This is a genomic window from Euzebya pacifica, from assembly GCF_003344865.1.
In the GTDB taxonomy this organism is placed as follows: Bacteria; Actinomycetota; Nitriliruptoria; order Euzebyales; family Euzebyaceae; genus Euzebya; species Euzebya pacifica.
This window is the reverse complement of sequence record NZ_CP031165.1, coordinates 1,306,624-1,333,576: the sequence shown is the minus strand read 5'-3', so window position 1 is coordinate 1,333,576 and position 26,953 is coordinate 1,306,624. Positions and strand designations below refer to the sequence as shown.

General features: G+C 69.4%; 23 protein-coding genes, 1 tRNA gene and 2 pseudogenes. 14 read left to right on the top strand and 12 right to left on the bottom strand.

What is annotated here, in order from left to right:
- Positions 1-38: 38 nt before the first annotated feature.
- On the top strand, positions 39-2,390 hold the full coding sequence (locus tag DVS28_RS05415; RefSeq protein WP_114590553.1) for an acyl-CoA dehydrogenase family protein: 2,352 nt from the start codon (positions 39-41) through the stop codon (positions 2,388-2,390).
- A gap of 9 nt (positions 2,391-2,399) precedes the next feature.
- Here DVS28_RS05415 and DVS28_RS05410 read toward each other — a convergent pair whose 3' ends face one another.
- The 3 genes from DVS28_RS05410 to DVS28_RS05400 are packed head-to-tail and all read right to left on the bottom strand — an operon-like array spanning position 2,400 to position 4,374.
- On the bottom strand, positions 2,400-2,837 hold the full coding sequence (locus DVS28_RS05410; RefSeq protein WP_114590552.1) for a VOC family protein: 438 nt from the start codon (positions 2,835-2,837) through the stop codon (positions 2,400-2,402).
- A gap of 42 nt (positions 2,838-2,879) precedes the next feature.
- The gene (locus DVS28_RS05405) at positions 2,880-3,605 is read right to left on the bottom strand and encodes a septum formation family protein (RefSeq protein ID WP_164709963.1); all 726 of its coding nucleotides are present in this window, start codon (positions 3,603-3,605) and stop codon (positions 2,880-2,882) included.
- Between the two features lie 7 nt (positions 3,606-3,612).
- A complete protein-coding gene (locus tag DVS28_RS05400) occupies positions 3,613-4,374 on the bottom strand; it encodes a hypothetical protein (protein ID WP_164709962.1) in 762 nt (253 codons plus the stop codon).
- 169 nt (positions 4,375-4,543) lie between these two features.
- Here DVS28_RS05400 and DVS28_RS05395 point away from each other — a divergent pair, with 169 nt between their 5' ends.
- The gene (locus DVS28_RS05395; protein WP_114590549.1) at positions 4,544-4,924 is read left to right on the top strand and encodes a thioesterase family protein; all 381 of its coding nucleotides are present in this window, start codon (positions 4,544-4,546) and stop codon (positions 4,922-4,924) included.
- 24 nt (positions 4,925-4,948) lie between these two features.
- Here the strand turns inward: DVS28_RS05395 and DVS28_RS05390 are convergent, their stop codons facing one another.
- Positions 4,949-6,403, bottom strand: coding sequence for a leucyl aminopeptidase (locus tag DVS28_RS05390; RefSeq protein ID WP_114590548.1), 1,455 nt, complete (start codon positions 6,401-6,403; stop codon positions 4,949-4,951).
- Positions 6,404-6,500: 97 nt separating this feature from the next.
- On the opposite strand from DVS28_RS05390, the gene DVS28_RS05385 reads away from it, so the two are divergent.
- Together DVS28_RS05385 and DVS28_RS05380 are read left to right on the top strand one after the other, a co-directional pair.
- On the top strand, positions 6,501-7,013 hold the full coding sequence (locus DVS28_RS05385; RefSeq protein WP_114590547.1) for a cupin domain-containing protein: 513 nt from the start codon (positions 6,501-6,503) through the stop codon (positions 7,011-7,013).
- Positions 7,013-7,369 carry a thioesterase family protein gene (locus DVS28_RS05380; RefSeq protein ID WP_114590546.1) on the top strand — a complete coding sequence of 119 codons (357 nt, stop codon included), beginning with the start codon at positions 7,013-7,015 and terminating at the stop codon, positions 7,367-7,369. The genes DVS28_RS05385 and DVS28_RS05380 overlap by 1 nt, the downstream gene beginning before the upstream one ends.
- Positions 7,370-7,400: 31 nt before the next feature.
- Here DVS28_RS05380 and DVS28_RS05375 read toward each other — a convergent pair whose 3' ends face one another.
- Positions 7,401-7,931 (bottom strand): hypothetical protein, encoded by a 531-nt coding sequence (locus DVS28_RS05375; RefSeq protein WP_114590545.1) that lies wholly within the window; start codon positions 7,929-7,931, stop codon positions 7,401-7,403.
- Between the two features lie 121 nt (positions 7,932-8,052).
- Here DVS28_RS05375 and DVS28_RS05370 point away from each other — a divergent pair, with 121 nt between their 5' ends.
- Together DVS28_RS05370 and DVS28_RS05365 are read left to right on the top strand one after the other, a co-directional pair.
- Positions 8,053-8,919: a PaaX family transcriptional regulator gene (locus DVS28_RS05370; RefSeq protein ID WP_114590544.1), complete on the top strand. Its 867-nt coding sequence runs from the start codon at positions 8,053-8,055 to the stop codon at positions 8,917-8,919.
- A 67-nt stretch (positions 8,920-8,986) separates the two neighbouring features.
- A tRNA-Arg gene (locus tag DVS28_RS05365) sits at positions 8,987-9,059 on the top strand.
- A 452-nt stretch (positions 9,060-9,511) separates the two neighbouring features.
- Here DVS28_RS05365 and DVS28_RS30115 read toward each other — a convergent pair.
- A pseudogene (locus tag DVS28_RS30115) lies at positions 9,512-9,773 on the bottom strand (hypothetical protein); the annotation flags it as partial.
- Between the two features lie 79 nt (positions 9,774-9,852).
- Positions 9,853-10,878: a hypothetical protein gene (locus DVS28_RS05355; protein WP_164709961.1), complete on the bottom strand. Its 1,026-nt coding sequence runs from the start codon at positions 10,876-10,878 to the stop codon at positions 9,853-9,855.
- A 763-nt stretch (positions 10,879-11,641) separates the two neighbouring features.
- On the opposite strand from DVS28_RS05355, the gene DVS28_RS29140 reads away from it, so the two are divergent.
- Together DVS28_RS29140 and DVS28_RS05340 are read left to right on the top strand one after the other, a co-directional pair.
- On the top strand, positions 11,642-11,899 hold the full coding sequence (locus tag DVS28_RS29140; RefSeq protein WP_114590541.1) for a hypothetical protein: 258 nt from the start codon (positions 11,642-11,644) through the stop codon (positions 11,897-11,899).
- Positions 11,900-12,153: 254 nt separating this feature from the next.
- Positions 12,154-12,558: a hypothetical protein gene (locus tag DVS28_RS05340; protein WP_114590540.1), complete on the top strand. Its 405-nt coding sequence runs from the start codon at positions 12,154-12,156 to the stop codon at positions 12,556-12,558.
- 354 nt (positions 12,559-12,912) lie between these two features.
- Here the strand turns inward: DVS28_RS05340 and DVS28_RS05335 are convergent, their stop codons facing one another.
- The 3 genes from DVS28_RS05335 to DVS28_RS05325 form a co-directional block, all read right to left on the bottom strand.
- Complete coding sequence (locus tag DVS28_RS05335) at positions 12,913-14,004, bottom strand: helix-turn-helix domain-containing protein (RefSeq protein WP_114590539.1); 1,092 nt, start codon at positions 14,002-14,004, stop codon at positions 12,913-12,915.
- On the bottom strand, positions 14,004-14,570 hold the full coding sequence (locus DVS28_RS05330; protein WP_164709958.1) for a hypothetical protein: 567 nt from the start codon (positions 14,568-14,570) through the stop codon (positions 14,004-14,006). Before DVS28_RS05330 ends, DVS28_RS05335 begins: the two co-directional genes overlap by 1 nt.
- Before the next feature lie 661 nt (positions 14,571-15,231).
- The gene (locus DVS28_RS05325) at positions 15,232-15,474 is read right to left on the bottom strand and encodes a hypothetical protein (RefSeq protein ID WP_114590537.1); all 243 of its coding nucleotides are present in this window, start codon (positions 15,472-15,474) and stop codon (positions 15,232-15,234) included.
- A gap of 117 nt (positions 15,475-15,591) precedes the next feature.
- Here DVS28_RS05325 and DVS28_RS05320 point away from each other — a divergent pair, with 117 nt between their 5' ends.
- Positions 15,592-16,488, top strand: coding sequence for a hypothetical protein (locus tag DVS28_RS05320; RefSeq protein WP_114590536.1), 897 nt, complete (start codon positions 15,592-15,594; stop codon positions 16,486-16,488).
- A 566-nt stretch (positions 16,489-17,054) separates the two neighbouring features.
- Positions 17,055-17,174: pseudogene (locus DVS28_RS30320) on the top strand (Rv1352/Rv1906c domain-containing protein); the annotation flags it as partial.
- 95 nt (positions 17,175-17,269) lie between these two features.
- Here the strand turns inward: DVS28_RS30320 and DVS28_RS05310 are convergent.
- The gene (locus DVS28_RS05310; RefSeq protein ID WP_164709957.1) at positions 17,270-19,156 is read right to left on the bottom strand and encodes a DEAD/DEAH box helicase family protein; all 1,887 of its coding nucleotides are present in this window, start codon (positions 19,154-19,156) and stop codon (positions 17,270-17,272) included.
- 81 nt (positions 19,157-19,237) lie between these two features.
- Here DVS28_RS05310 and DVS28_RS28180 point away from each other — a divergent pair, with 81 nt between their 5' ends.
- Both DVS28_RS28180 and DVS28_RS05300 read left to right on the top strand, forming a co-directional pair.
- Positions 19,238-20,470 carry a CGNR zinc finger domain-containing protein gene (locus DVS28_RS28180; RefSeq protein WP_164709956.1) on the top strand — a complete coding sequence of 411 codons (1,233 nt, stop codon included), beginning with the start codon at positions 19,238-19,240 and terminating at the stop codon, positions 20,468-20,470.
- Positions 20,471-20,596: 126 nt separating this feature from the next.
- Entirely contained in the window at positions 20,597-21,718 is a 1,122-nt protein-coding gene (locus tag DVS28_RS05300) for a CGNR zinc finger domain-containing protein (protein WP_114590532.1), read from the top strand.
- A gap of 747 nt (positions 21,719-22,465) precedes the next feature.
- On the opposite strand, the gene mobF is transcribed toward DVS28_RS05300, so the two are convergent.
- Positions 22,466-25,636 carry a MobF family relaxase gene (gene mobF / locus DVS28_RS05295; protein WP_114590531.1) on the bottom strand — a complete coding sequence of 1,057 codons (3,171 nt, stop codon included), beginning with the start codon at positions 25,634-25,636 and terminating at the stop codon, positions 22,466-22,468.
- A 234-nt stretch (positions 25,637-25,870) separates the two neighbouring features.
- On the opposite strand from mobF, the gene DVS28_RS05290 reads away from it, so the two are divergent.
- Positions 25,871-26,071: a helix-turn-helix domain-containing protein gene (locus tag DVS28_RS05290; protein ID WP_114590530.1), complete on the top strand. Its 201-nt coding sequence runs from the start codon at positions 25,871-25,873 to the stop codon at positions 26,069-26,071.
- A 67-nt stretch (positions 26,072-26,138) separates the two neighbouring features.
- Positions 26,139-26,924 carry a hypothetical protein gene (locus DVS28_RS05285; protein ID WP_114590529.1) on the top strand — a complete coding sequence of 262 codons (786 nt, stop codon included), beginning with the start codon at positions 26,139-26,141 and terminating at the stop codon, positions 26,922-26,924.
- The last annotated feature ends 29 nt before the right edge of the window (positions 26,925-26,953 follow it).

Genomic DNA, 26,953 nt, shown 5'->3' with positions numbered 1-26,953 from the left:
TCGCCACGAGACACGGAACCCGTCTATGTTCCACGCCCATGAGGATCGAGCCGTTCACCGAGGACCACGACCAGCTGCGCCAGACGATCCGGCGGTGGGTCGCCGAGGAGATCTCCCCGCACGCGGCGGAGTGGGAGGCCGATGGCATCTTCCCGCGCGAGGTGTTCAGCCGGGCCGGTGAGCTGGGGTTCCTCGGCCTGTCGGTGCCCGAGGAGTGGGGCGGGTCCGGCGGCGACTACTGGGCGACGGTCGTCTGGGGCGAGGAGCTCGGCCGAGCCGGCTTCGGGGGCGTGCCGATGGCGCTGGGCGTGCAGACCGACATGGCCACCCCGCCGATCCACGAGTTCGGCACCGACGAGCAGAAGCGCCGCTGGCTCGAACCGGCCATGCGCGGGGAGAAGATCGCGGCCATCGCCATCACCGAACCCGACGCCGGGTCGGACGTGGCCGGGATCCGCACCCGCGCGGTCCGTGACGGCGACGACTGGATCATCAACGGCGCCAAGACCTACATCACCAACGGCACCCGGGCGGATTTCTGCACGATGGTGGTGCGCACCGCCGGCAAGCCCGGTGACCACTCCGGGGTGTCGTTGTTCCTCGTCGACACCGACCTGCCCGGCTTCAGCGTCGCCAAGAAGCTCGACAAGATGGGCATGCGGTCCTCCGACACCGCTGAGCTCTCCCTGGTCGACGTGCGGGTGTCCGGTGATGCCCTGCTCGGTGAGGAGGGCATGGGCTTCGGCGAGATCATGTGGCAGCTGCAGGGCGAGCGGATCATCGGCGCCCTGCAGGCCGTCGGGACCGCCGAGCAGCTGCTGGAGCGGGCCACCACCTATGCCCGCGAGCGCACCGCGTTCGGGCGACCGATCGGCAGCTTCCAGGTCCAGCGGCACCGGCTGGCGGAGATCGCCACCCGCATCGAGGCGACCCGTCGGTTGGTGTACGAGACCGCCGAAGCCTGGGAACGGGGTCTCTACCCGACCCTGTCGATCGCCATGATCAAGCTGGCGGGGGCGCGGCTGGCCCACTGGGTCTCCGACGAGGTCATGCAGCTGTTCGGCGGGTTCGGCTACGCCGAGGAGTCCGGCATCCCGCTGCTGTGGCGCGACATGCGGCTGCTGCGGATCGGCGGCGGCGCCGACGAGGTGCAGCTGGAGGTCATCGGCAAGCTCATCGAGGGCGCCGGCGGGCTGCGGGAACCCGCGCGGGCGCAGGTGGCGGTCGGTGAGGACCGTGGGGTCGGGGTCCAGCCGCTGTACCGCGAGGAGCACGAGGCCCTGCGGAAGTCCGCCCGGGCGTTCGTGGAGGCCGAGATCACCCCGAACGTCGAGGCGTGGGAAGCCGCGCGGGACTTCCCGCGTGAGCTGTTCCGGACCGTCGGGCAGGCCGGGTTCTTCGGCATGAAGTTCGACCCGGCCCACGGCGGGTCGGGCCCCGACTTCGTCGCGCAGGCGGTGTGGATCGAGGAGCTGGCGCGTGCCGGGTCGGGTGGCCTGGCCGCCGACCTGGGGGCCCACTCCGACCTGCCCGCGCTCTACATCGACCGTGCAGGGACCGAGGAGCAGAAGCAGCGCTGGCTCGTCCCCTCGATCGCGGGCGAGGTCGTCGGTGCGCTGGCGATCACCGAACCCGACGCCGGATCCGACGTCAACGGCATCCGCACCCGTGCGGTCCGGGACGGCGACGACTGGGTGATCAACGGCGCCAAGACCTACATCACCAACGGTTCGTGGTCGGACTTCGTCGTGGTCCTGGCCACCACCGACCCCGAGAAGGGGCACGGCGGGAAGTCCCTGTTCGTCGTCGAGGCCAACTTGCCCGGCGTCGAGCGCCGGCGGCTGTCGATGCTCGGTTGGCACACCTCCCACACGGGTGAGCTGTCGTTCACCGACGTCCGTGTGCCCGACGAAAACCGGCTTGGCGAGGCGGGCACGGGCTTCTACCAGGTGATGCAGAACTTCGCGTGGGAGCGCGTGTCGATGTCGCTGGGTGCGATCGTCGCCGCCGAGGAGTCGGTGCTCGGCGCGATGGCCTACGGGCGCGAGCGGCAGGCGTTCGGCCGACCGATCGGCAGCTTCCAGACGTGGCGTCACCGCTTCGCCGACCTCGCCACTCGTATCGCCGAGGGACGGGCTCTGACCGACCATGCCCTGCGCGTGATGATCGCCGGGCGCGAGGATGCGCCGATCGAGGCGGCCAAGGCCAAGCGGTTCACCCAGCGGCTTGCGGTCGACTGCGCCGACTGGGCCGTGCAGATCCACGGCGGCGCCGGCTACATGATGGAGTACCCGGCCCAGCGCTGGTTGCGCGACGCCCGACTGGGCCCCATCGGCGGCGGCACCGACGAGATCATGGCCGAGATAATCGGCAGGTCAATGGGCTTCTGATCGGCTGCGTCAGCCGAGCTCTTCGGCGAGTCCGATGAGCAGTCCCTCCGGACCACGGATGTAGCACAGCCGATAGGCGTCCTCGAACCGGACCACTTCCCCGACGAGTTCCGCACCGTACGCCTCGAGCGCGACCAGGGTGGCGTCGAGGTCGTGGACGGTGAACATCACACGCAGGTAGCCGAAGGCGTTCACCGGGGCGTTGCGGTGATCCGCGACGACCGACGGTGCGATGAACCGCGACAGCTCGATGCGGCTGTGCCCATCCGGGGTACGCATCATGGCGATCTCGACCTGTTGGCCGGGCACGCCGGTGACGCGTCCCGACCAGTCCCCGTCGATCGTGGCCCGACCCTCCAGGTCGAGGCCGAGCTCGACGAAGAACGCGATCGCCGCGTCGAGGTCCTCCACGACGATGCCGACGTTGTCCATCCGCTGCACAGTCATGCGTCGGGACAGTAGCGGAACCCGCGGATCAGTGCAGTCGAGCTAGCCGGCGGCGTCCTGCACCGATTCGGTCTGCTCGCCGCGGAGGTCATAGAGGAAGCAGGCGACCACGCGGTCGCCCTCGGCCCAGGTGATGTCGCTCGGGACCAGCGGCGCGGTGAAGTACCGCGACTCGTTCCACGGGACGCCCACGTAGTCGGTGAAGGCGTCCTCGCGACAGATCGGGGCGACCTGGTCGAGCAGGGCCTCCTGCCCCGGATAGGGGGCGCTCGGGCCGCCGGGCGACAGCAGGACCGCGTAGATCTCGCTGCCGTGCGGGCCGTCACAGGGGATCGGGGTGACGTCGCGTGCCGTGTTGGCCGTCCCGGTGAAGCAGTCCCCGACCGCGATCGCGAGGCCCCCTTCCGGGATCACCGGTGTGCCGGGACGCGGCGGTGTGGTCGACGACGGCGTGGCCGCGGCCCCGGGCTCGGTCCCTGCGGACGGGGCAGGTTCGGGCGTGACGTCATCAGCGTCGGCGGCGTCGTCGTCGATGGTGCCCTCGGCGAGGGACTCCACCCCGTCGGGCCGGTCGGGGTCGTCGTCGGCACCGGAGGGAGCATCCCCGCTCGTGACGATCGTCGGGTCGCCGGCATCCTCGACCACGACGTCGGTCTCCGCGCCGGAGCGCGTGACGGCCAGGACGACACCGACGAGCAGGAGCAGGGCGACGACGGGGCCCAGCACCATGGCGGGCCCGAACGTGCGGCGGCCGAGACGTGACTGCACGACCCGGTCAGCCCTCGACGAAGAAGCGGAACTTCGTGGCGAGCTCCGCGGAGAAGGCCATGATGACGGCCAGGTAGAAGTAGCCGGTCGCCGCCTGGATGGACTTGCCACCCTCGTTGGACAGGCGGATCAGGAACCCGGCGATGACCGCGCAGATGGCGACGAGGCCGCCGGCCAGCAGCACCGTGAAGTTGGCGGTCTGCAGGAACGGCGAGAACTGGGTGGCATCCGAGGGCACGGGGTTCTGTGCGCTGAGCACCGCCGCGCCGATCGACATGACCGTGCCGGCGACGAACCACCAGGCCGAGCGGATCATGTAGTCCTTGCTCAGGCGCCGCTCGACCAGGTACCAGTGGCCCAGGAGCAGTCCGTAGAAGGCCGAGCCGAGGAAGATCGACCCGAGCACGAGCTCGGCCACCCCACGGCCCACCGCCGCCTCACGGAGCGTCGCATAGGCGGGAAGGCTGGCCACGCCGGCAACCGCAGCGGCAAGGCCGACCCAACGGCTGAGGGACTCCTGGCCGATCAGCAGCAGGACCTGCCACGCGACCAGCAGCCCGGTGAAGGCCGCCAGCGCGGTGTTGACCGTGCTGCTCTCCCCACCGGCGATCGCCCACGCGCCCGCAGCGCACAGCGCCAGGAACACGCCGGTGAGGACGAAGAAGCCCTTGCGGACCACTCCCCACACACCGCCGGCCCACATGACGACCGCACCGCCTACCGCGGTTTCGAGCAGGATGACCGACATCACACCGGCAGCGCCGGACACTGGCTTCACCGTCCTGAACAGGGGTTGATGGCTTGGATGCTCGCTCGACGCGTCGTGCAGACGTTCGTCGGCGAGGACGAGGTGGCCCTCCATACTGCCTGCACGGGCCCGTTCCCACCCAACCCGTGGGGTGGCCGACCGCTCTCCGGGCCCCGAAGGACGACACCCAATGACCGATATCGACGGCATCGAGCCGGGCCTCGCCGGCTCGGTGGCCCACACGGTGACCAGCGACGACACCGCCATCGCCCTCGGCTCGGGCGATGTGCCCGTGCTGGCGACCCCACGCGCCGTGGCGCTCGTCGAGGAGGCAGCCTGCACCGCGCTGATCGGCCACCTCGACCCCGATCACACCACCGTCGGGGTCCACATCGAGCTGGACCACCTGCTGCCCACGCAGGTGGGCGGCGAGGTCACGGCCGCTGCGACCCTCGAGCAGGTCGACGGCCGCAAGCTGACGTTCGTCGTCTCGGTCCGTGAGGACGGCAAGGAAGTCGCCCGGGGCCGCCACCGCCGTGTCGTGGTCGCGCGGGAGCGCTTCGCGGGATGAGCCGGCCCCGCCGGACCGACGCTGCTAGCTGAGGCCGGCGAGGTAGGTCAGCAGGGTGCGGACGCCGAAGCCGGTGCCGCCTGCGGACAGGTAGTTCTCGTTCGGGGCCTCCATGAACGACGGGCCGGCGATGTCGAGGTGGGCCCAGGGGATGTCACCGGTGAAGGCCCGCAGGAACAGCCCCGCGGTGATGGTCCCGGCGTGGCCGGCCTTGCCGATGTTCTGCATGTCGGCGACCGGGGACTTCAGCGTCTCGGTGTAGCGCTCGACGAGCGGCAGCGGCCAGATCTGCTCACCGGAGGTCTCCGCCGCATCGCGCAGCGCCTGGACCAGGCCCTCGTCGGTGCCCATGACCGCCGCGACGTCCTCGCCGAGGGAGACGACCTGCGCACCGGTGAGGGTGGCCATGTCGATCATCGCGTTGGGCGACATCTCGGCGCCGTAGGCGAGGGCGTCGGCCATGACCAGGCGGCCCTCGGCGTCGGTGTTGAGGACCTCCACGGTGGTACCGCCGTAGTGGCGGATCACGTCACCGGGCCGCTGGGCCGTCGCCGACGGCATGTTCTCCGCCAGCGCACACAGTCCGGTGACCTTGACGGTGACGCCCATGGCCTTCAGCGCCGACATCGTGGCGGCCACGCCAGCCGCGCCGGCCATGTCGGACTTCATGGTCAGCATGCCCTTCCACGGCTTCAGCGACAGGCCGCCGGAGTCGAAGGTGATGCCCTTGCCGACCAGCACCACGTGGGTGGTCGCGCCCTCCGGGGCGTAGGTCAGCTCGACCAGGCGCGGCGGCTCGGAGGAGCCCTTGCCGACGCCGATGATCCCGCCGAAGCCACCCTCCTCCAACTCGGCCTCGTCGCGGATCCGGACGGTGACGTCGGCGTCGGCGACCAGCGCGGCCATGCGGTCGGCCAGCGCCGGGGGACGCTTGTCGCCGGGAGGGCAGTTCACCATGTCACGGGCAGCGCAGACGGCGGCCACGACGACGCTCGCCCTGGCGATGGCGTCGTCGGCCTCGTCGACGGCCTCCGGGGTGACGACGGTGACGGTCTCCACCGTCGGGGCGTCGTGGGGCTTCTTGCGGTGCTCGGTGTAGGCGTAGGCGCCGAGCCCCGCACCCTCCGCCACTGCTTGGACGACGGCGGCGTCACCGGTGACGCCGATGGCCAGGGTGGTGTCCTTCGGGGTGTTGCGGACGGCCGTTGCGGCCGCACGGCGGTACACCTCCTCATCGGGGTTCTCGCCCAGGCCGGAGACGATGAGGAGACGCCCGGCGAGGGGAATGCGCGCGACCTCGCCGACCTTGCCCGTCACGTCGACGGCGGCAAGGGCCGCGCCGAGGTCGACGCCGCTGGACTCCGACATGGCGGCGAGCGCCGCGGCACGCCCCTCGTCATCGCTGGGAACGAGCAGTGCCACCGCCCCCGCGTCGACGTCGGACAGTGGACCGGTGCTGAGCTGCAGTGAAGTCGCCATCGAGGCGGGATACTAGCGAGCAGCGCCGGCGGGCACTCGGCCGATCCGGCACCGTCCACGGGCCTCCGGCGACCGGCCGGCCTACACTCCCGCGGCGATGGACGACGACGCAACCGAGCAGGCACCCGACCCGGTACCCGAGCAGGCACCCGAACCAGCCGCTGCACCAGACACGTTCGAGCCGATCGCGGTCGACCTGCGTGACTACGTCGAGTTCGACCTCGCCCTGCCCGCTGGGCGACGCGTCATGGAGACCGACGTGCTGGCGCTGGACCTCATCTGCCTGGAACCCCAGCAGACGCTGGAGGCCCGCACGTTCGCCACGGCAGATGCCGTGTACACGGTGCTGGGCGGCCAGGCGTGGGTCGTCACCGACGACGCCGAAGTGACGCTGCAGTCCCTCCAGGCCGTGATGGTCCCCGCCGGGATCGCCCACGGGCTGCGGAACTCCTCCGCCGATCCGCTGATCCTGCAGGTCGTCACATCCCCACCGGACGAGGCGCCGGTCGTGCCGGGCGGCGCGAGCGAGCAGTCGACAGCCGAACGGCGGGCAGCGGCGGAGAAGCCGGGCCTGCTGGATCGCCTCCGTCGCGGGCTGGGGAGCAGCTGATGCGCTGGCCCGCGGTGGGAACGGCCGTGTCGATGCGGCGGGTGGTGCTCGACAGCGACCGTGCAGCGTTCGACGACGAGAACATCCACGACCTGTACTCGACGGTGGCGATGGTGCGCGATGCCGAGCACGTCTCGCGCTATGTCTTCCGGCAGGGCCTGGAGGAGGGTGAGGAGGGCGCGGGTGCCTCCATCCAGCTGCGGCACGACGCCCCAGTGCCCGTCGGGGCCACCGTGGACGTCGTCGCCACCGTGACCCACGCCGAGGGGCGCCGGATGGAGACGTCGGTTGAGTTCGTGCACGACGGCGAGGTCAAGGCGACCGCGACGTTCACCCAGGTCGTGCTGGGCGCCTGACCATCCCGTCGAGGCCGCGCACCAGCGTCGCTCAGGAGAGCTCGTCGGGGCGGGGAACCAGGTCGAACGTGGCCGACAGCGACCCGTCGGGCAACCGGACGTCGAAGTCACCCCGGTAGCGCTGACCGGGTTCGACGACCTCCAGCCGGAGGGTGCCGGACTCGGCTCGCACACGGGGCCGGTCGCCCAGCTCGAACTCGATGACGGCGGCATCGAGCACCTCGTCGCACTCCGCGTCGGTGCGGCAGTCCGAGCCGACGGGCAGGACTGCACCCTCCTGCAACGCGATGGGGTTCTCGAAGATGACCCTGAGCAGCTCGCCGTTGATGTCCTCGGCGATGACACACACGTCGCGGTCGGGGCCGTCGTTGACGTCGCAGTCGGTGGTGTTCAGCACCGGGAGCCCGACGCTGACGGCGATCTGGCGGTCGCGGAGCAACCCCGACATCTGCAGGCCGGACCGCCCGTCGCGGGGGTCGGGCAGCACATCGGGGGAGTCGCCGCACGCCGCACCAAGGACGGCGAGCAGCACGAGGAGGGACAGCACTCTGGCGGAGGTCACCCGAGGAGTTGTACCCGCCCGGCCGGCGGCCGCCACAACCAGCGGCGTCGACGTGTGACGCTGAACCGGGCAGACGGACCTATGCTGTAACACGTCAAGGTCATCGTCCCGGGAGGTCCACGTGCGCGCGCGATCGGCGCTGTTCACCCTCTTCGGCGACGTCGTCCGGCCGATGGGTGGCGAGGCGTGGCTGTCCACGATAACCGCGGCGATGGGCACGCTCGGGTTCAACCCGCAGGCCGTTCGCACAGCCCTGCACCGCATGACCGGCGAAAGCTGGGTCGAGCCCCGGCGTGCCGGACGGTACGCCGCCTACCGGCTGACCGACAGGGGTGTCACCCGCCTCGACGAGGCGGCCGAGCGGATCTACCGGCTCCGGACCCGGCCGTGGGACGGATCCTGGCGGATGCTGGTCACCCCTGGCCTGGACGAGGTCGACGGCGACGGCGAGCTGGCCGCGGAGCTCGGATGGATCGGTTTCGGCCGGCTCGAACCGACCGTCTGGGTCAGTCCCCACGACCACGGCCGGGCCGTCGAGGCGGTGCTGGACCGCATGCCACCCGCTGCCCGGAGTGCCGTGACGCGGATGACCGCTCGGGTCGATGGTCCCGACGACACCCTCGCCCACCGGGCATGGGACCTCGACCGGCTGCGGACGGACCACCGCGCGTTCCTCGACGAGTGGACCGATGTGCAGGTGCCCACCGACGGGGAGGCGGCCTTCGCCTCGCGCTTGCGGCTCGTGCATCGCTGGCGGTCGTTCCTCTTCGCCGACCCGGGCCTGCCGGCAGCGGTCCTGCCGGAGGACTGGCTGGGCCAGCAGGCCGCCGAGGCGTTCCGGCAGGCCTACGAGGCGCTGCTGGAGCCGTCGCTGGCGTGGTACGGCGAGCAACGCGAGGCGGCCGCCGGGACCGCCGGGCCAACGCAGACCCCCCACCCCGTCACCGCCGACCCCAACCCCTTCGCGCAGGGACTGGCTGCGCTGTAGCCGGGCTCCCGGGAGCCACGCCGCCATGTGGCCCGAGCCGCCACAACCGGCTACCATCCCCTCCCTTGCCCCCGTAGCTCAGGGGATAGAGCACTGGTTTCCGGAACCAGGTGTCGGGCGTTCGAATCGCTCCGGGGGCGCAGAAGGAATCGGCCGCTGACCTGCGATTATGCGGGGTCGGCGGCCGATTTGCTTGTCCACCGCTGCCCACCAAACCCCCTCATTCGCCACCAAAATTGGGAGGAGATTGGGAGGAGATTGGGAGGAAGGCCGCTCGGGGCGACGAACCCACCCCGGTCTTCCGTCGTCGTGGGGACCCGAGCACAGGTCAGACATCGGCGTCTTGAGCCCCACGAGGACTGCATCGCGTCCGTCACCATCGAAGGCTGGGGCTGCGCCTTCCCGAACCGCTCTCGAGGACGACACACGGCATCCGAGGCCAGAGGACATCGCGGTGGCCTTCAGCTCGAGCACGCGCGAACACACAACCGTGGCTATGGGCGGCGTCGAGGAAGCTCCCCGCCGCCCAAAACGACGTCGCGATCCGGGGGGCGGCAAGGCCACCCTCTACCGACGGAGAGCGGGGGATCGCCTATGGCGCCCGTCCACAGCGAGGGGCCGTACCGACGGGCCAGTGGACGGCGGTCGGTGGATGCTGGGTTGGGGTGATGGTCAGCCCGTCGGCGCGTGGCGCCGTTGCGGTGACCCTTTGCGCGCGCGAGGTGTGTCCCGGTTCGTTCCATGATGCGAGGAGCTTGAGTCGTTCCTCGCGGCGATCCTGGCTCGGCGGTGTAGATGGTGAGGGTCAGCCCAGGCTCTGCCTCCATGTTCAAGCCCTCATCGGCGAGGGTGAGGTGCCGGTGATCGCACGCTGCTGCATGCCCCCCAGTAGACGGGGGCCCCTAGACGCCTGCCGACGGGGCATGCCTCCCGTTAGTTGTCAGACCTGTCCATGATCGCCCTGAAGTCCGCTGCGGTCGCTTCGTCCGCCATGAGCTTGAAGTGCCGAGCTTCCGCGAGCACATGCCGTCGGGCCTCCATGACAGCGTCGATGAAGGACTCGACGTAGCCGCCAACCTGCTCGAGGTGATCACGGACGAGGTCGTCGAGGTACAGCGTGTCTTCTTCCGCCGCCTCCAGATAGCTGCGGCCGTCGGTGTTCTTCGCCCATGACCTGAGGGTCAGGAGTTCGTCCCGATGAAAGCCGACCGCACCGGTCCATTCGCCATCCCTCAGGCAGATCATCGGCTTGACCGGCAGCGTGTCCTCATGGAGTGCGTGATTCCGAAGTTCCCGCAGCAATGCTGATAGCGGCCGCGACCTGATGTCCTGACCGAGGTCTGCGACGGCATCGTTGCCGATCTCATCGCCGGTCTTGGCGAGATAGTCGCCAAGTGTTGTGGACGCGGCGACAAAGCCGTGCAGCCGCAGGTGAAGGCGGCGGAGCAGTGGCCCGTGTCCCCCGTCTTTGCCTTCGGCGATGGCCGCGATGGCCTGCTGCACATCCTCGAGTTCGGCCAGGAACGCGACCAGGTCAACGCCGGCATCGATGAGGAGGTAGTGGGCACGGAAGATCGTGTCGATCCGCCTTTGGATCCACGTACCAGGGTGGTTGTCGACCAAGGTCCGCAGCAGCACGGTCCTGCTGTGCTCCCGAGCAACAACTTCGCGGAGGCGCTGGAGCTGGGCTTGCACCTTGGCGGGGTCGTCACGGTCGTCAAGATCGACACGCATGATGATGCCGACAGCGTTCAACCCCTCGTTGGTCGGATCGTCCAGAACGAGGTCGATGAGCGCGGGAAGCACCGCGGGATCCGCTGCGACGAACGCTGCCCGGAGATCCTCTGGAAGGTCCAGCGTCGGCCAGATGGCAGCTAGGACCTTGAAGAAGTGCAGGTCCTGCAGCAGCAACTCGAACTGGTCGCCACCACCACGGACTGGCTTCTTCTTGCGGCCCATCCCCGTCACCGTATCGGACGGGTGAGACACCCCATGGGGGACTGCTACTTCTCCTCGCCCCGCGCGCAGTCTTGCTTGGTGAGTCCCATCCGTTGTCGGTCGCATATGGTCTCATAACGGGCATGGATAACGAAGTGGAGTCCGTCGAAGCGTTGTGGCCCCAGATGAGCCGTGGTGAAGCCATCCGATATCGGTGCGGCTACTGCGGTGACCGCGCTGTCAGCGACACCGGTTGGACCGCCACGGCCCGCCACATGCCCAGCCCGCTGATGGAGACCCTCGAAGCTATGTCCGCATCTGCGGATGCGGGAGACCCTCCTACATCGAGGACCACCAGTACTCGGGCGGGCCTTCACACCGGCGGGTTACCCCGCCCGCGCTGCAACCCGGCCCGCTTCTCCACGCCATACCCAGCCTCGGCTTGGGCTGGCTCCAGACCCGCCGCGAGTTGGCCGTCCACCCCGGCCACGCGACCCTTGTCAAGCACGTCGGTGCCGACGGCATCGACCCATGGTTCGCGTTGGGAGACCACGACAGGCGGTGATCGCCCGAGAGCGCGCCGTCGTCCGCGAACCGGGTGATGACACCCTGCGCACCCACGACATTCTCGAGGTCAGTGACGTGGATGCGAGCAACGAGCAGGGCTGGATGCTGACCCAAAGCCTCATCGTGCCCCGCATCTGGTGTTGGAGGGCCTCGGCAGCCCGAAGTGTGGTTAGCCCACGAACCCGAGCCGACCGACTCGACTCTAGGCCTACTTGTCGTGGGGTTGGGCTGCAACTCCGGCCAGGACGCCGCGGGGCGCATCGAGGTCCACCAGCAGGCGACGACCGAGGAGGCGGTCGAGATCATGGTGGCCGTGCGACCGCGCGAAGGCGTTCAAACGTGTTCCAGCAACCCCGCGACCCCGTACACGCTGACGCTTGACGACCCCATCGGTCAGCGCCGCGTGCTGGACACCTCCCTGTGTCCACTGCGTCCCCTGGAAGTGGCTCCTGCGGACCTGTACCAAGTCGACTGAATCACCCGGCTCAGGAACCATCATCTCGCGGGAAGCTTGGTCCACTCCACCGCTTGCAGCCCATGGGCTGGGACACCGCAGGCTTCGCGATTGCCTCGTAGCCGTGGTTGTGCGCGGCGTAGAGACCAGCGGAGAGCGCCCATAACGTCTTGGAGACGTCGCGCAAGCGACGCGACGTTGGCTGATGCGGTGGCGCTGAAACAGCTGACACCATTGCGCCGTCCGCCGCTAAGGTGACAATTGCACGCTAGTCAATGGAGCCACAGCAGATGTTCGCCAGGACCCGGAAGATCAACAAGATCGTGAACGACCCGCGGATCGACCAGGCCGCCCTGCGGATGGAAGGAGTCGTCGGCGCAAACCCGCCGGCGATCGGCCCGGCCGAGCTGGATCCGGGCGGTCGAGCCACCCCCGCCCTGGTCACCGTCGAGGGGTCGCGGATCGTCGCGGTTCCCTATGACGGCGGTCAAGCGATAGGCCTCGATGTCACCATGATCGACGGCATAGCAGTCAACGCTAGGAAACTCACAATGACGGTGGAGTGGTCCGGGAGCACTGACGGTGAGGCGACGCTGGAGCCGCCACGTTCGAGTCCTTGGACGGTCTTCACCAACGAGCAGGTCCTGCAAGCCGTACAGCAACTGACTTTGGGAAGCTAGGCCCCGCAAGGCTCGTATGCGCGGTCTCGGATACGCGCCCCTGCGGAAGCTGCCCGACACGTCGCAACGGTATCCGGGGGATTCGCCAGTCCGAGAGCAGTGCGTGCTCAAAGCCGTGGCTATGAGCGGTGCGCCAGGAACCCTTCGCCGCCCATAACAAGGCGCGGGGCCCCGAGAAGCTAGAAGGTGACCACGGTCATGCAGTTCGGGGATCTTCTCAGGCTTCTCGCCGGCCCACTGTCGCGTAGGAGGTAGCGGATCTCCTCGATTCTTCGCCGAAAGAGATCAGCGGCCTGGAGATGGACGGAGCGGCGTGGGCGCTGCCCACCACGGGCTCCAGCGTTGAGGACCGAGTCACAACTCAACCGACGGTCGGGCGCTGTTCAGCAACTGTTGCAGCACGTCGATGTCGAGGTGGCGCGCGGCCAAGGATTGCGACACGGTCAGCCCTTCCATGTCGGCTAGCAGCTCAACTGCGCGTTGCAGCAGGATCGGCTGCTCGGGCGGGCCAACATCCCCCACAAGCGCGGTCTCGTCGCGCCGGTAACCCTGCGCGCTCATCCATGTGACCGCCCGCCGGTAGACCGAGTCCGACATCACCCCGAGGCTGCGGGCCCGATAGAGCGCAGCAGCGATCGACACCCCCCAGGTGTGGGCGAAGGCGATCAACTCCGACACGGTGAACGTGGCGGGAAGCAGTGGCTCGACAAGCCGCCGTGGCATCAGAAGTCCGGCCGCGAAGGCGTGTGCCTGTGATTCCAGCTTGCCGTCGCCGGGCTCGGCCTCGTGATGCATGACGAGGTGGCCCAACTCGTGGGCAGCGTCGAAGCGCGACAGCAGCGTGTTCGCCTTTTCTGTGCCTAGCACCGCGACGGGCCGGTCACCGAAGTCGTAGGAGAAGGCGTTGGCCCGACGGGTACTCAGCGCGGCGCGGACGACCAGGATCCCGTGGCGTTCCATCAGCCTGACCACATTGCTGAGAGGCCCATCCGGGATGCTCCAGGTTTGGCGGACCTCCCAGGCGATGTCATCGATTTCGTTCACGTCAGCGTCACCGTCAACGGCTATATCGGGCACGTCAACGACGGGGAGGTCGATGTGGGCTTGGAGGATGCGAGCGAGATCCCATACCAGCAGCGCTTGAGAAAAGGCGGTGCTGCGCTCGCGTTTGGTAGTGGATCGCAGGCTGCGGAAGTGTGCACCGCTCTGGTCCACCCCGTGCATCGGGCGACTGGTGGCGAGAAACCCGGGCGGGACTGCCAACGCGAGCGCGAGGCGACGCAGCGTCGTTGGGCTCGGTGTCGTGTGGCCGTGTTCGTATTGGGATATCGCAGATGGATTGACGTCGACGCGTTCGGCCAACTCGCGCAACAACAGTCCGCGCAGTTGGCGGGCGAGCCGCAACCGGCTTGGGTCGAACGCGGCCGCTGCAGCAGCCGGCGACATCACGACGCCCCGGACCCCTCCGCAGGCCGCACCGTCGGCTTGACCGTGAGTGGCGGGACGTCATCCACGGGCATCGCTCGGAACCCGTCATACCCGCCCGACGGGTCGACTGGCCCTCGAGGCGGAGCGCCGCCCTCAGTCTCGCCCCAACCGGCGAGCCCCTCGTCACCGATGGTCCAGAGCATGGTGATCCAGCCCCAACGGCGTCCGATGTCGCTGTCGACGGGGGCGCCGAGGTAGACAACCTCACAGCCGGCCATCTGGTTGCCGACCAAGACAACGTCCAACTCCCGAACCCGCGCCATGTCGACCATCGCGGCGTCCCCGGCGAGGTCGGCCAGCATCGACAGCTGCCCGTTGCTGTCCGCCATCGCACCGCGGGCTCCGCGATCGAAGTCGTAGGTGTCGGGGTCCCACTTGGCGTTCATGCCGCCGTTGTGGAAGCTGAAACGCAACCCGTTGCAGCACAGGTGCTTGCTACCGCCCATACCCGATTGAGGTGTCACGCCGGCGAGGCCGGCGGCTTCCTGCATGATCCAGTTGACCGACAATCGGTGACGGTTCACCCCGAACGTCATCTCGTCCCACAACTCGTCGTCGTTATGGGTCCGGGCCGCGAGTTCATGGCCGCGGCGGGCACCCCGAACGATCGCTTCTGTCAACGCGGCAGGAATCGGAACAGGCAGGTCGTGCATTCGGCAACCTTAGCCGACGTGCGCATCGAAAGCCTGGAACCTTAGCGGCGTCGCTTGGACCGCTGCGACGGAACCGCCCACCGCGACCGGGCCGATCGTGCGCTGCGCGACGGCCAGCTCACCTGCCCTGGCGAGTACCAAGGGAAGTCTGCGGCCGTGGGGACTGGTACGACGCCGTCCGCTACGCGACAGCGCCCAGGTCTTGCGGCCGACGTGCTCGCTGCGGCGGCCGTGGCCGCACCCACGTGCTGCTGCCCGCCAGCGTCGTGCCCCACCGGGCCTGGGCGATGGCGGTCATCGGCCAGGCCCTGACGCTGCCGCCACCGGTCAGGGTCACCGGCGGATCGCCGCCCGACTCGAGAGCGCCCCCACGAAGCCGTGGCTATGGACGGCTTCGCGGAAGCTCACCACCGCCCATAGCAGCGCATCCGGTATCCGGGGCACTGAGCGGCTCAGCCCCAGGCGGTCAGCGCCAAGCCGACGACTACTGCGAGCGCGGACGCGATTGCCAGCTCGGTCCAGAAGCGGTCGTTCACCGTGCCGCCCCGACGACCTCGACGGCGACACGGTCAGCGACACGGTCCATCGTGACGGCGAGGAGCACCAGTGCGCCGCCGGCTGACCCGACCCGTCGCGCCCACCTGCGCACGACATCAGCGTCGCCGTCGGCCACGACGACCGCGAGATCGGCGAGGCCCTGCGCGGTCCAGCGGGCTGCATCGTCCGGCTCGGGTCCCGTGACGCCCCGCGCTGCGGCTTCGTTGAGCACATCCATCGGTCTCTCCTTCTCTTTGGGCCGGGGCTGTCCCGAGCTCCAGGAACATCCTCACCGGCGCACCTGCCAAGAACCATGTAGCTTTTCGTGGCAGGTGCGAATAGGGAGGAGATCGTCATGGAGTTGCGGACACGCGCGACGTTCGACCCACCCGACCGGGTCCGGGTCCCCCATGTCCTGCACAGACCCGAGGCCTCCCCGCCGGCGCTCGTGGCGCTCGACCACCGGTCCCTGTCGGTGCCGGTCGAGTCCGACTTCTTCGTCCGGTCCGTCCGCGACACCGACCCCGACGACGCCGCGCAGGTCGTCGACTGGGTCACCGCCTGGGGACCCGTCCACCTCCCCGCTTCGGTCAGGTTGGCTCCGTCAGGCCCCTTCGATGACGGCAGGACGCACCACGACGCCCTCCGGGTCGCGGCACGACTCCATCTCCTCGGCATGCACTTCGAGCACCCGTCGAGCACGGAGCGGCGGATGCCGGTCCGGGCCGCCGGCTGGGGCATCGCGCTCCTCAAGACCCTCGCCGACCTCGCCTACCACGTTGGTCGGCTCGGCCACCCCGCCACCGACGACCACTTCGAGGCCTTCGCCGACGCCACAGGCGCGGCCTGGCACGGAGTCGGGGTCGATCCGGGCAGCCCGACCCCCGAGACGGGCCGCCGATCGCTGCGGACCTTCGTCGCGCTCATCAACGAGATGTGCGGCGGCACCGCACCGCTCCCCGTGTTCGTCCTCCACGACGACCCCAGTCCCGTCCCGGACGAGCCGCCGGCCTGCGGGACCGCCGCGGCACGCCAGATCGCCTCGCTGCACGCCAGGGACGTCCGGGTCCGGGACTGCCTCAACTGCGGCGGCCGGTTCTCCATTAAGTCCGGACGCGCGACCAGGACCACACGTGGCCGCAAGGACGCCGACCACTGTTCCCCGTCGTGCGCCAACGCCTACTCGAGCAGGCGCAGCTACCACGCGGCCAAGGCAGGGGCTGACCCGTCAGTCGCGCAGCAACGTCCGTAGCCGACCTACGGGTCAGTCGTCCTCTCCCGAGGTCTTCCGCAAATGGATAGCGTCAGCACCCCCAGGGCAGCTGCCCAGGAGATGGCCACGCGGGGCGCCGTCGCTGATAGCACGGCGGGAAGGACCACCTCCTGCAAGAACCCACCCACGAGCAATGCCAGGAGCAATGGCACCGAGTGAACCCAATAGGCCGTGTCGAGTCGATCGCCTGCCGCCGTTGGCGTCCTCGTCGGCGTAAGCAGCTGTGAGAGGAACCTGACAGCGCGGAGCCTCGCCGTCGTCAGCCCCTCCCAGCCCATGCGCTCAGGGTAGTGGGTCACGGCCCAGGTCGGCCGAGCTACGCGGCCGCAGGGAAGGATGCAGCTCTGGCCTGATCGCAGGCCTCCCGCATGAGCCGCTACCAGAAGGCTGGTCGGCGCGGCCAGCACCTCGGCTTAGAGGTCCAAGAGAACAGCGCCATGGCCCCGACATTGCCGGCCTCTTCAACGACGCGCTCAATGGAGACCGCCCTGACGTGTGGTTCTTGAGCAGGTCGGCGTCGACATTGCCCCCGGACCTACCGTACTGCGGGCCCCCAGGGGCTCGACCCCGTCGCCTGCTCCTGGGCCCGTAACCGCGACGCGTCCGGCGAGGTCACCTCGATCATCGGCAACGGGATCATCGAGGGACCGACGTCGGTCACCGTCAACGCCGACGAGTTCTTGGAAGGCGACCAGCTGCCAGAGCTGGCAGCTCCAGTGGCGGCGCGAGCAGACCGGGCGGTCGGGTCGCGATGCCGGCGCTATAGCGGCATCAGGCCTGGTCCCCCGCCGGCGAGCCAGCGGGTCGCGGTTGCCAGTCGCTCCTCGAGCTGCTCGATCGTGGCGTCATCGACGCGGCGGATCCCGGCGGCCCGGTTGAGCGCGGCGTTGACGTCGCGGAACTCGGTCTGGTGGCGGTACGCGATCCTGCGGGCGATTTCGCTGTTGCGCTTCTTCAGCGTCTCGCGGCGCCGGTGCGGAGGCTCTTCAAGAACGTCCCGCTGGGGGGCGGTGCTCGTGGCCAGCGTCGGCTGGGTGGACGCGAGGGCCCGCTTGAGCCGGATGACCTCCGCTGCGTTCAGCTTGGCGAACTCGGGGTTGGCGGCGAGGAAATGCTCGGCCTCAGCGAGGGCGGCGCCGTCGAAGACCTCCCCGGAGGCGATCATCCCCTTGACGGTCGCGCGGGCGGCGATCGGGACGAACGTGGTCGGCGGTGGGTCCTCCTCGTCGCGTGGGTCGGTGGGCGCGTCGGGGTCGTCGTCGGGCTCGTCGAGGTCGTGGTCGCGCTCCTCCTCGATCCGGGCGGCGTTATCGCGCAGCCGCGGATCGGCGGGGATGAAGTAGTAGGCGTCCTCATGTTCGGTGTCGGTGTGCCGCACGATCCGGCCGACGGCCTGGCGGAAGAACAGCTCGGCGGTCGTGTTCGTGGCGTGGACGGCGACGCGGAGCCGCGGGATGTCGACGCCCTCGGAGACCATGCGGACCGCGACGATCCACGGAGCGTCGGACGTCGCGAACCGGTCGATGTGCTGCTGGGACGTCGGGTCGTCGGACACCGCGACGACGGCGGCGACGGCGTGCTCGTCGCGGAGGATCTGCGCGATGGCGTGGGCGTGGTCCTGGTCGATCGCGAGGATGAGGCCGCCGGCATCGGGCTGGTCGCGGCGGAGGCTCATGAGGCGGTTGTGGGCTTCGCTGATGAGGCGACGGAGGTAGTCGCCGTCGGGCATGAGTGCGGTGCGGAGGCGTCGGCCCAGCTCGTTGTGCCACAGCGGCGTGTCGAAGTCGCACGAGATGGTCTCCCCGGGGCGGGAGCTCCACTCGAACTCGCCGTCGACGGTGGTAAAGAAGACGCGCCGGCACACGCCGTCGGCCACGGCCTGGTCGTACCCGTACGTGAAGTCGGGGTCTGAGGACTCGTCGGTGTAGCGGATGAACGGGATGGGGTTTGTGTCGCTACGGAACGGTGTGCCGGACAGCGCGATGCGGTGCCGGGCGGGAGCGAAGGCGGTCCGGAGGGCGTCGCCCCAGCTGCGCCGCTCGCCGCAGTGGTGGATCTCGTCGAACACGGCGACGGTGTCGGTCCTTGAACAGTGCATGGCGAACAGGTCGGGGTTGGAGGCCACCTGGGCGTAGGTGACGACGACGCCACGGAAGTCGCTGGTCCAGGTGCCGTTGTGGTTGGCCCAGGAGGGGTTCAGGGCGATGCGGTGGGAGGCGTAGAGGCTGTTCGCCCACTGCTCCCGCAGACGGGTGGAGGGGACGACGACGACGATCTGCTGGGCGGCACCGGTCGTGAGGAGCCCCTCGAGGACCGTGGCGGCCCAGCGGGTCTTGCCGGCGCCAGGCGTCGCGACGGCCAGGAAGTCCGAGGGCGGGGTGGGGTCGCGATAGAGGTCGAGGGCCTGGCGCTGCCAGTCTCGCAGGGTCATGGTCGTGGTGCCGTGGGGCATCGTCGTTCCTTTCGTCAGGTTGCATGGCGGGCAGAGCGGGTCGCCGTTGAGGGCTGACGTGAGGCCGCCAGCTGCGTGCGGGGTGCGGTGGTCGGCGTGCCAGCCGTCCGGGAGGTCAGCGCCGCACCCGGCGCAGGCGCCGGCGGTGAACAGCGTGAGCGTCTGCTTGTCGGTGGCGGTCATGTGGCGGGCCATGGCGTGCTCCTCGGTGCGCCGGTACGTCGCTGGTTGCGTCATACGTTTGACGGAGCTCACCGTGTCACGCACAATGCGGTCATGGCAACAGACGATGTATTGCGGTTTCGTATGACGGCATGGCCGGCGGCTGTCGAGCCGCCGGCGCAGATCGCGGTCGCGCCACTCATCGGCATCGTCCAGGCACCCGGCACCGACCAGCCACTCGATCTCCCGAGCTTCGTCCGCCACGAGGCATACGGGGAGGGCGAGGACCTTCGGAACGTCTACGTACCGGCGGGGCAGCAGAGCGACCCCGACGAACTGGTCCTCGAAGTCGACAGTCACGAGCCGGCTTCCTACACCGACTCGGCGACGCTGCTGTTCACGCCGTCGCCCGTGGAGGTCGAAGCTCCCCCCGAGTTGTTCCTCGAGCTCGTCGACCTGCCTGACCGACCATCGGACGCGGCGGTGATGGACTTCCTCATGCGCTACGGCCCCCTGTGGGTCCGCGAAGACGGAAGGGACGATCTCTACACAGTCGCTCCGGTCGGCTGGGACGCTGCGTCCGATCCCTGGGACCTGTGGGATGTAGCGACCGAGGAGGAGGCTGACGCGCTCATCGCTGAGGGTCTGAGCGCACTGGAGATCGCCAGCCGCCTTCACGAGCGTCGAGCCGGAGATCGCTCCCATCAACTGCGACAGGCTTCGGCGCTGCTCGGAAGCCCGCAGGTTCAGCCATCCGCGAATTCCTACAGCCTTTACCGGTACCTGGTTCGTCCGAGTGGAGACGTGAGTCCCGTCGACCATGAGGGCTACGGGCCGCGGATGCTGTTGCACGATCTGGACGTCCAGCGTCACGCCATCCGCTACTACGCCGCCGTATTCGAGACCCTGGCGTCCTGGACGCCGTCGGATCTCGAGTCCGCGGCGCTGGCGGACATGCCGCGCGACGACCTGCACGCCATCTGGAGGCGACGGGGCTTCGAGCCTGCGACGACCGGCTTCGAGCTGGCCCATGCTGTCATGGAAGAGATCAACACCAACACCGTCCCGGGCGCCCCGCGACTGCAGCTCGACGCCGGGGAGGTCATCTACGGTCGACCGCTGCTGAGCGCTCTGCCGGTGATGGCGCTCCAGGCCGTGACATGGGCAGCGACAGGGGTCCCGGTGAAGCGATGTGCGAGCGAGACCTGTGGGCGGCTGTTCTCGGTCCAGACCGGCCGCGCAGAGAAAGGCCAGCGCCGCACGCGGGGAGTCCTCTACTGCTCTGCCCGATGCGCGCAAAATCAGGCGTCGCGGGAGTGGCGCCGACGTCAGCGCGACGCCACCTGAGCTGCTACGACCCTTCACCGCCCCTCCTCCTCGTTGTACGTTGACTGTTGATACCGTGCCACGCATACTGGGGGTATGTCGAGGGACGAACAGACACGATTTCGTATCACTACCTGGCCAGGGGCCGTGGAGGTTCCTACGCTCGTCGGGGCTCCGCGGCTGCTCGCCGTCGTCGACACCCAGTGGCCGGAGGAGCCGGACAAGGAGGAGTGGTGGGTCGAACTCGATGACGACATCGGCGACTACCAGCGCGTCGACATCCTCGATGGTGCCCACGGCAGCCTCGACCTTGTCTACGTCGCCCGGCCGCTGTACGAGGACTACCCCGACGTCGCTGACGGGCTCCGCAGGATCGGCGCCGCCGTCGACTGGCCGCCCGCGGCGGTCTTCTCCTCCTCAGAGGTCGAGCTCGTCGAGTTGCCGCATGAACTCGTCTTCCGCGGGTTCCTCGAGGTGGACGCCGAGGACCTCAACAGCGTGCTGCGGTGGTGCAGCCGGTACGGCCCCCTAGTTCCCCAGCGGCTCTACCTCCATGCGGAGGAGGTCCGGCCCGTAATCGAGCCGCGCGCGTCCAGTGAGGATCCCCTGGAACTGCAGCTGTACGCCGGCGACGAACCGGACCTCACCGAGCACGAGATCGAGTTCGACGAGCAGCCGGACCGACTCGGCGATTCCCCGGAGTCCTACGAGGGGACCTACCGAGCCTCCGCGGAACGCGACTTGCGGGTGGCCTACGGCACGGCGCTCGGCCAGCAGCAGGCGCACTTTCGGCTGTATCAGGCGGTCGTCCAGTCGTGGCTGCACCTGCGTCCCGACACAGACCTCACACGCGCGGCGCTCCTCCTCCCGCCTCGCGATGAGCTGGCAGCGCTCTGGGAAGGACACGGGCTCTCCGTCCCGTCCACGACCATCGAGCTGATCCGCAGCATCCAGCGGTTGACGAACGTCGAGACGGTCATGTCGCCGCGAATCGAGGTTGCGCCGCCGGGGGCAGAGCGCGGCGGGCTCGCGTTCGGTCGGCCGATCGCCCGGATCCTGCAGGCGATGATGCTGCAGGTAGTCGACTGGGTCGCCGCTGGCGTCCCGGCCAGGCGGTGCGCGAACGAGACGTGCGCGACATGGTTCGCCCGGCAGTCTGGCCGGGCGGAGTACGGGCAGCACCGCACCAAGGGGGTGCTGTACTGCTCGAGGGCCTGCGCCCGGGCGCAGGCACAGCGAGAGTACCGACGCCGTAAGCGCGACGACTGACCATCGACGCGACGGCAGCGACGACGGCCTGGGAGATGTCAGAGGGAGCATCCGCCCTCCGGTTTGAGCCGACGCGGCTGTGGATTCTGCGCTTGCGTCGGGGGCTGCGACGGTGAATGCCCTGTCGCCGTCGGGCGTTGGAACTTGACCTTCGACGGTCACGACGCCACTCGTATGTGGATGCACTGTTCCAGCCCGACGATCCGGTGATCGAGGCAGCCCCACGCCATCGCGCGCCGGATGAACATCCAGATGGGCTGGCTGAACAACAAGGCCAGCACCTACGTCTCTGGCTTGGCAACGCCCACCACGGTCGTGGTGGACCGCCCCAACCTCAGGGCGCTGCTCACACCACCGGACCAACCTGCTGGCCATGAACGTCATGGCGTCTCGCACCGAGCGCGACACGAACGACATCCGGCTACTGCTGGACCACCTCGGATCGACGACCGTCAGCAGGCGTTCGACATCACACCCCGCTACTTCCCCGACATCGACCCCCTGGCACGGGCGCCCTGGCTCTCAACGAGTTGCTACTCGACTGAGCCGTTTGTGCGTGGCGTCACCGTGCGGTATCGGGCGCTCCCGCCCCCAACGCCCAGGCCTCTGGTAGCAGACCTCTGCACTGCCGGCGCTGCTATGCGATGTCCCGGATACCGGAGGGGCGTTATGCGCGTGGGTGGCACCGCTTGCCGGGACCGCTGCCCACCCATATCGGGGACTATCGAGCGGACGTGCTGCGGCCCATCACCACGCGAGCCCACGGGAAGATTCCCGCGCCGGGGGACGGTGGGTGCTTGGTGTGCCCTGCCGCCGAAGGTCCTGCAGTGCGCGTGCCGCCTGGCGTGCCTTCACCGCTCCGGGGACTGATTCCCTTGGCCCATGTCCGAGTGGTTCGGGGCTCGTGATCTCGTGGCGATCTCGATGGAGGGCGATGGTGCGCGCGTGGGTCAGCCATTGCTGGCGGCGGCCGCGGTCGACGGGTGGTTTGCCGATCCGGAGAAGCCAGGGCTGCCGTTCCGCGATGGCGGCGCGCAGCAGCTGGTCGCCCTGCTGATGGAGCAGCTGTCGCCGCTCGGCCAGGGCGCGTGCAGTCTCGGCACTCGGGGTCGGGCCGGCAGAGGCGGCGATGGTTTCGTACTCGGCGATGAGCTGCGCTGTGCTCGTCCAGCGGTCCTGCTCCCGCGCAAGGGACTCGGTTGCCGATCGAGTCTGACCTGTGCGTCGGAGGACCTCGGCGAGGACCGATGAACCGTCGCGGCCGTCGGCGATCCAGGCGTGGTTGGCCTGGCGGCCTCGGGTGAGCGCGACGTACAGGCTCTCCCGCGTCGACGAAGGCCCGATGATGCAGTGCGCCGTGTCGACGGTGGCGCCCTGGGCCCGGTGGGTGGTGATCGCGTAGCCGAGGTCGACGTGGGCGGCGACGTAGCTGGCGGGCAGGGTGACCTCGCCGCCGTGTGGGTCGTTGCCGGTGAGCGTGAGGCTGCCGTCGACGTGCAACTGGGTGACCGTCCAGCGGTCGCCGTTGCGGATCCATCGGCCGGCGCTGGTCCGGTGGCGTCGGGCGTTGCGTCTGGTGATGACCCAGTCCCCGACACCTGCGGCCGTCCCGTCGTGCAGGACGGCGGCATCGCCGGCCTCGACCTCTCCGCTCACTTGGCGGTGATTGCGGGCGAGCTGGTTGAGTGCAGTCACCTGGTCCTGGGAGGGCGAGATCAGCATGGACGCCATGCCGGCGTCGACGTCGGCTCTCCAGGCATCGTGTGCCCGCTGCAACACCTCCTCCGGTGCCCACTCGTGCAGTCGTCCGTGTTCGGCGTAGGCGCTGACGGCGTTGAGGTTGCCGTCCCGAAGCCGGAGCGAGGCCTCCCGCTCCCATTCGTGGTGGAACCGGTGCACCTGCTCAAGGCGTGGGTGGTCGGCCCGGCTCCCGGCGAGCAGGCCGAGCACACCACCCGCGCCGACCGGGCCGAGCTGCTGGGGGTCGCCGACCATCAACACCTTGGCCCCGACGGCCTGGGCGTGGCCGGTCAGCAGGTCGAGGGCACGGGTGGAGGCCAGGGATGCCTCGTCGATGATCAGCAGCTGACCGGAGTCGAGCCGCCGCCCGTTGCGGGTGTGGTCGTGCAGCCACTTGGCAGTGTTGTCGGTGGGGATGCGCAGCTCCTCGCCCAACACTGCCGCAGCAGCAGCCGAGGGGGCGAGCCCGACCACGGAGCCCGGGCCGTGATGCTGTTCCCAGAGCGCGCGGAGGATTGCCAGGGTGCGGGTCTTGCCGGTGCCGGCCGGCCCGACGAGCAGGTCCACCTGCAGGCCAGAGGTGGCGATCTGATCGACCGCGGCATGTTGATCCGCAGACAAGCCGGCCGCCACGGCCGCAACCGCGCCCGACTCGGCGGGAGGGATCTGCAACCCGGTGCGCCGTGATCGGCTGCGTTGAACGAGGCGGTCCTCGGCGTCCAGAAGGTGCCGGGAGGTGTAGCGGGTGGCGTGCCTGGGGCGCAGCCGCGAGCTGCCGTCCGCGCGCTGCAGGTCCGCAGGGACAGCAGCCAGGTCGGGCGGCGTGATGGGCAACGACTGGCGTTGCGCCGACGCAACGATCGCGGCAACTGCCTCCTCCCGCTCGGCGGTGCTGCCGTAGCGCAGGTGCATGGTCTGCCGCGTCGCCTCGGCCACGAGGTTCCATCGGGTCCACGTCGCCCGCCGCTCGGACACCACGTCGAGCACGACCAACGCACACCCGTGAATCGCCCGCGGATCCATCGGGCCCGCAGACGCCCGGGACTGCTCCCCGTTGCGTGGCGCCACGCTGAGCCAAGCAGCGTCGAAGCCGAGCACCTCGCGGGCCCGGGCACTCCATGCGCGGGTCAGCGCGGCCAACGAGTGTTGTTGCTTGGCTGGGCGTGTCGCCAACGTGGCTTGTTGCCGCAACCGGATGACGGTCTGCCTGCCTGGCGTGGTTCCATGTTGCGTGCGGTGCGCGTCGACCAGCCGGTCAGTTGCCTCGTCCACCCGGCGGGATCGCTGGGAGAACGCCTCGACGAGCGACTGCGGGACGGTCGCGATCTCCCATGCCGGGGTGCGGTCCCGGCCCCGCTGCCGCTGCTCCCAATCCACTCCGAACCGGCCGGTGAGCCCGTCGGCGAGCAACGCGTTGTAGTGCTCCGACAGCGCCACCAACGCTGCGTGCAGCGGCCGTCCGTCCAGCGCCCGCCACCGCCCGTCGCTGCTGGTTCGCACCTTGTTGGAGACCACCACGTGGGTGTGCAGCTGCGGATCCCCGGCACGGGAATCCCAATGGTCGAACGCCGCGGCCATCAGCCCGTCCACGTCCAGCTGCAGCACGCCCCCGTGGGGGCCCTTCGCACCGGCACGGGTGGCCGCCACCTCGCGTTCCATCAACGCCAGCACGTCACGGACGGCCGCGTGGTGGACCTCGACGATCCCCCTGCGCGTCGCGTCGTCAGCGAGCGCCCACCACGCGGACACCGACTTGGGCACCGAGAAGGTCAGGTCATAGCCGGCCACGGCACGACGGGTGGGCCGGGCGGCTTCCTCCGCAGTGATCCGGTCCGCGGTTCCCCGGGCCACTCCGGCCGGGAGTTGCCGCAGGCGGGCCGCGACACGCTCCGCGACGGTCGTGTACCGGGGATAGGCGTGGCCGAGCTTCCCACCGTTGACCGGGTGCCGGCCCGCACCCAGCAGCAGCGCGAGGTGGTCCTCGGTGACCTCCGCTCCCTCGGCAAGTCCGACGGCGGAGAGACCGGAACCCAGCCAGCGGCCCGCCGGCGTCCCCGACTGGGCGTAGTACGCCACCAACGGCAACGACCGATCCCTCGGCCCGTCGCCGACGATGACCGAGCCGATCAGGTAGCGGTAGCCATCACCGGCCGACATCGCCCGCATCGACACCGTCATGGCTGTGCCGCCCAGGTTCGTCTCATCACCATGGAGGTGCGCAGGCCCTCCCCAACTCACCGAGTTGCAAGAGGTGTGGTGGTCCGTCAGGGGGCGTGGCGGGAAACCGCCGTCCAGAATCCTTTGCCGGGTCTTTGACACAGAACCCCTTGAAGGGCCGTCGAACCGTCCGACGTGGTGTCCACGTGCAGCCGGGACGGTCCGGTCGGCCGCGTCGCCGAAGGGAGACCTGCCATGCCGACCGAAGCGCTCATCGACGTCGACCAGGCCGCGGACCGACTTGGCGTCTCCGTCCGGTGGATCCGCCGGGCGGTTGCCCAGCGGACGATCCCGTTCATCAAGGTCGGGCACTACGTCAGATTCGAGCCCTCGGCGTTGGACGCGTACGTCGACACCAACCGGGTCGACGCCCAGACGCCCTGGCTGCGGCGGTGAGCGCCGGCGGACCATCAGCCGTCCACGGCACCGGTCAGCGAGAATGGACCACCATGGCGGTCCAACGGTGAGCGGCGACGGACACGGTGCCGGTGCGCCGGTGCTGCTGCAGTCACCCAGTCGGGCCTTCGACGGTGCGGCCGTCGCCCTGGAGGGCATGACAGCGGCCGCGCACGCCGCGTTGGGCACGCGGTGGAGGCTCGTGGGCGGGCTGATGACGCTCCTCACGGTGCGGCTCCTTGCGCCGCAACAGCCGGACCAGCGGTATTCCGCCGACGCCGACCTCGGTGTTGACGTTGCCCAGCTACGCGAAGCGCCGCTTCTTGTCGCCATGCGGTCACAGGGGTTCGAGAAGGTCGACGGCTCACGGTTGCGCAAGGTGGCCGCTGACGTCGAGGCGAACGTGGACCTCCTCGGTGCGGCCGATCACGGTCGATTCGGTCGCAACGTCCCAGCGGGGGACTTCGTGGTCGATGTGACCCCGGCCCTGGGGGCCGCGCTCCTGCTGCCGGCCCGCGTGGCGTCCGTGCGCGCGCTGCTCACAGATGGGTCAACGGTCGTTGTCGACGACGTGCTCTTGCCCCACCCCGTTGCCGCCCTGGCCCTCAAGGTCCACGCCTGGCAGTCGCTGAAGCGGACGCAGGATGCCGACGATGTCGCGGCCCTCTTGCGCAGCCTCGCCGGCTCCGGTGCACGAGACGCGGACGTCTGGACACTCCACCCCGACCTGACGGTCGCGCGGGAGGACCTGCGCAGGCGTGGTCAGATCTGGGCGCCGCACATGGTCCGGGACGCGGGATGGACGTCCGCGGACGTCGCGGAGCTGAAGTACTGCGCACGCACGATCACATAACACTTGGCTGCGTTTGGGAACCAACTGTT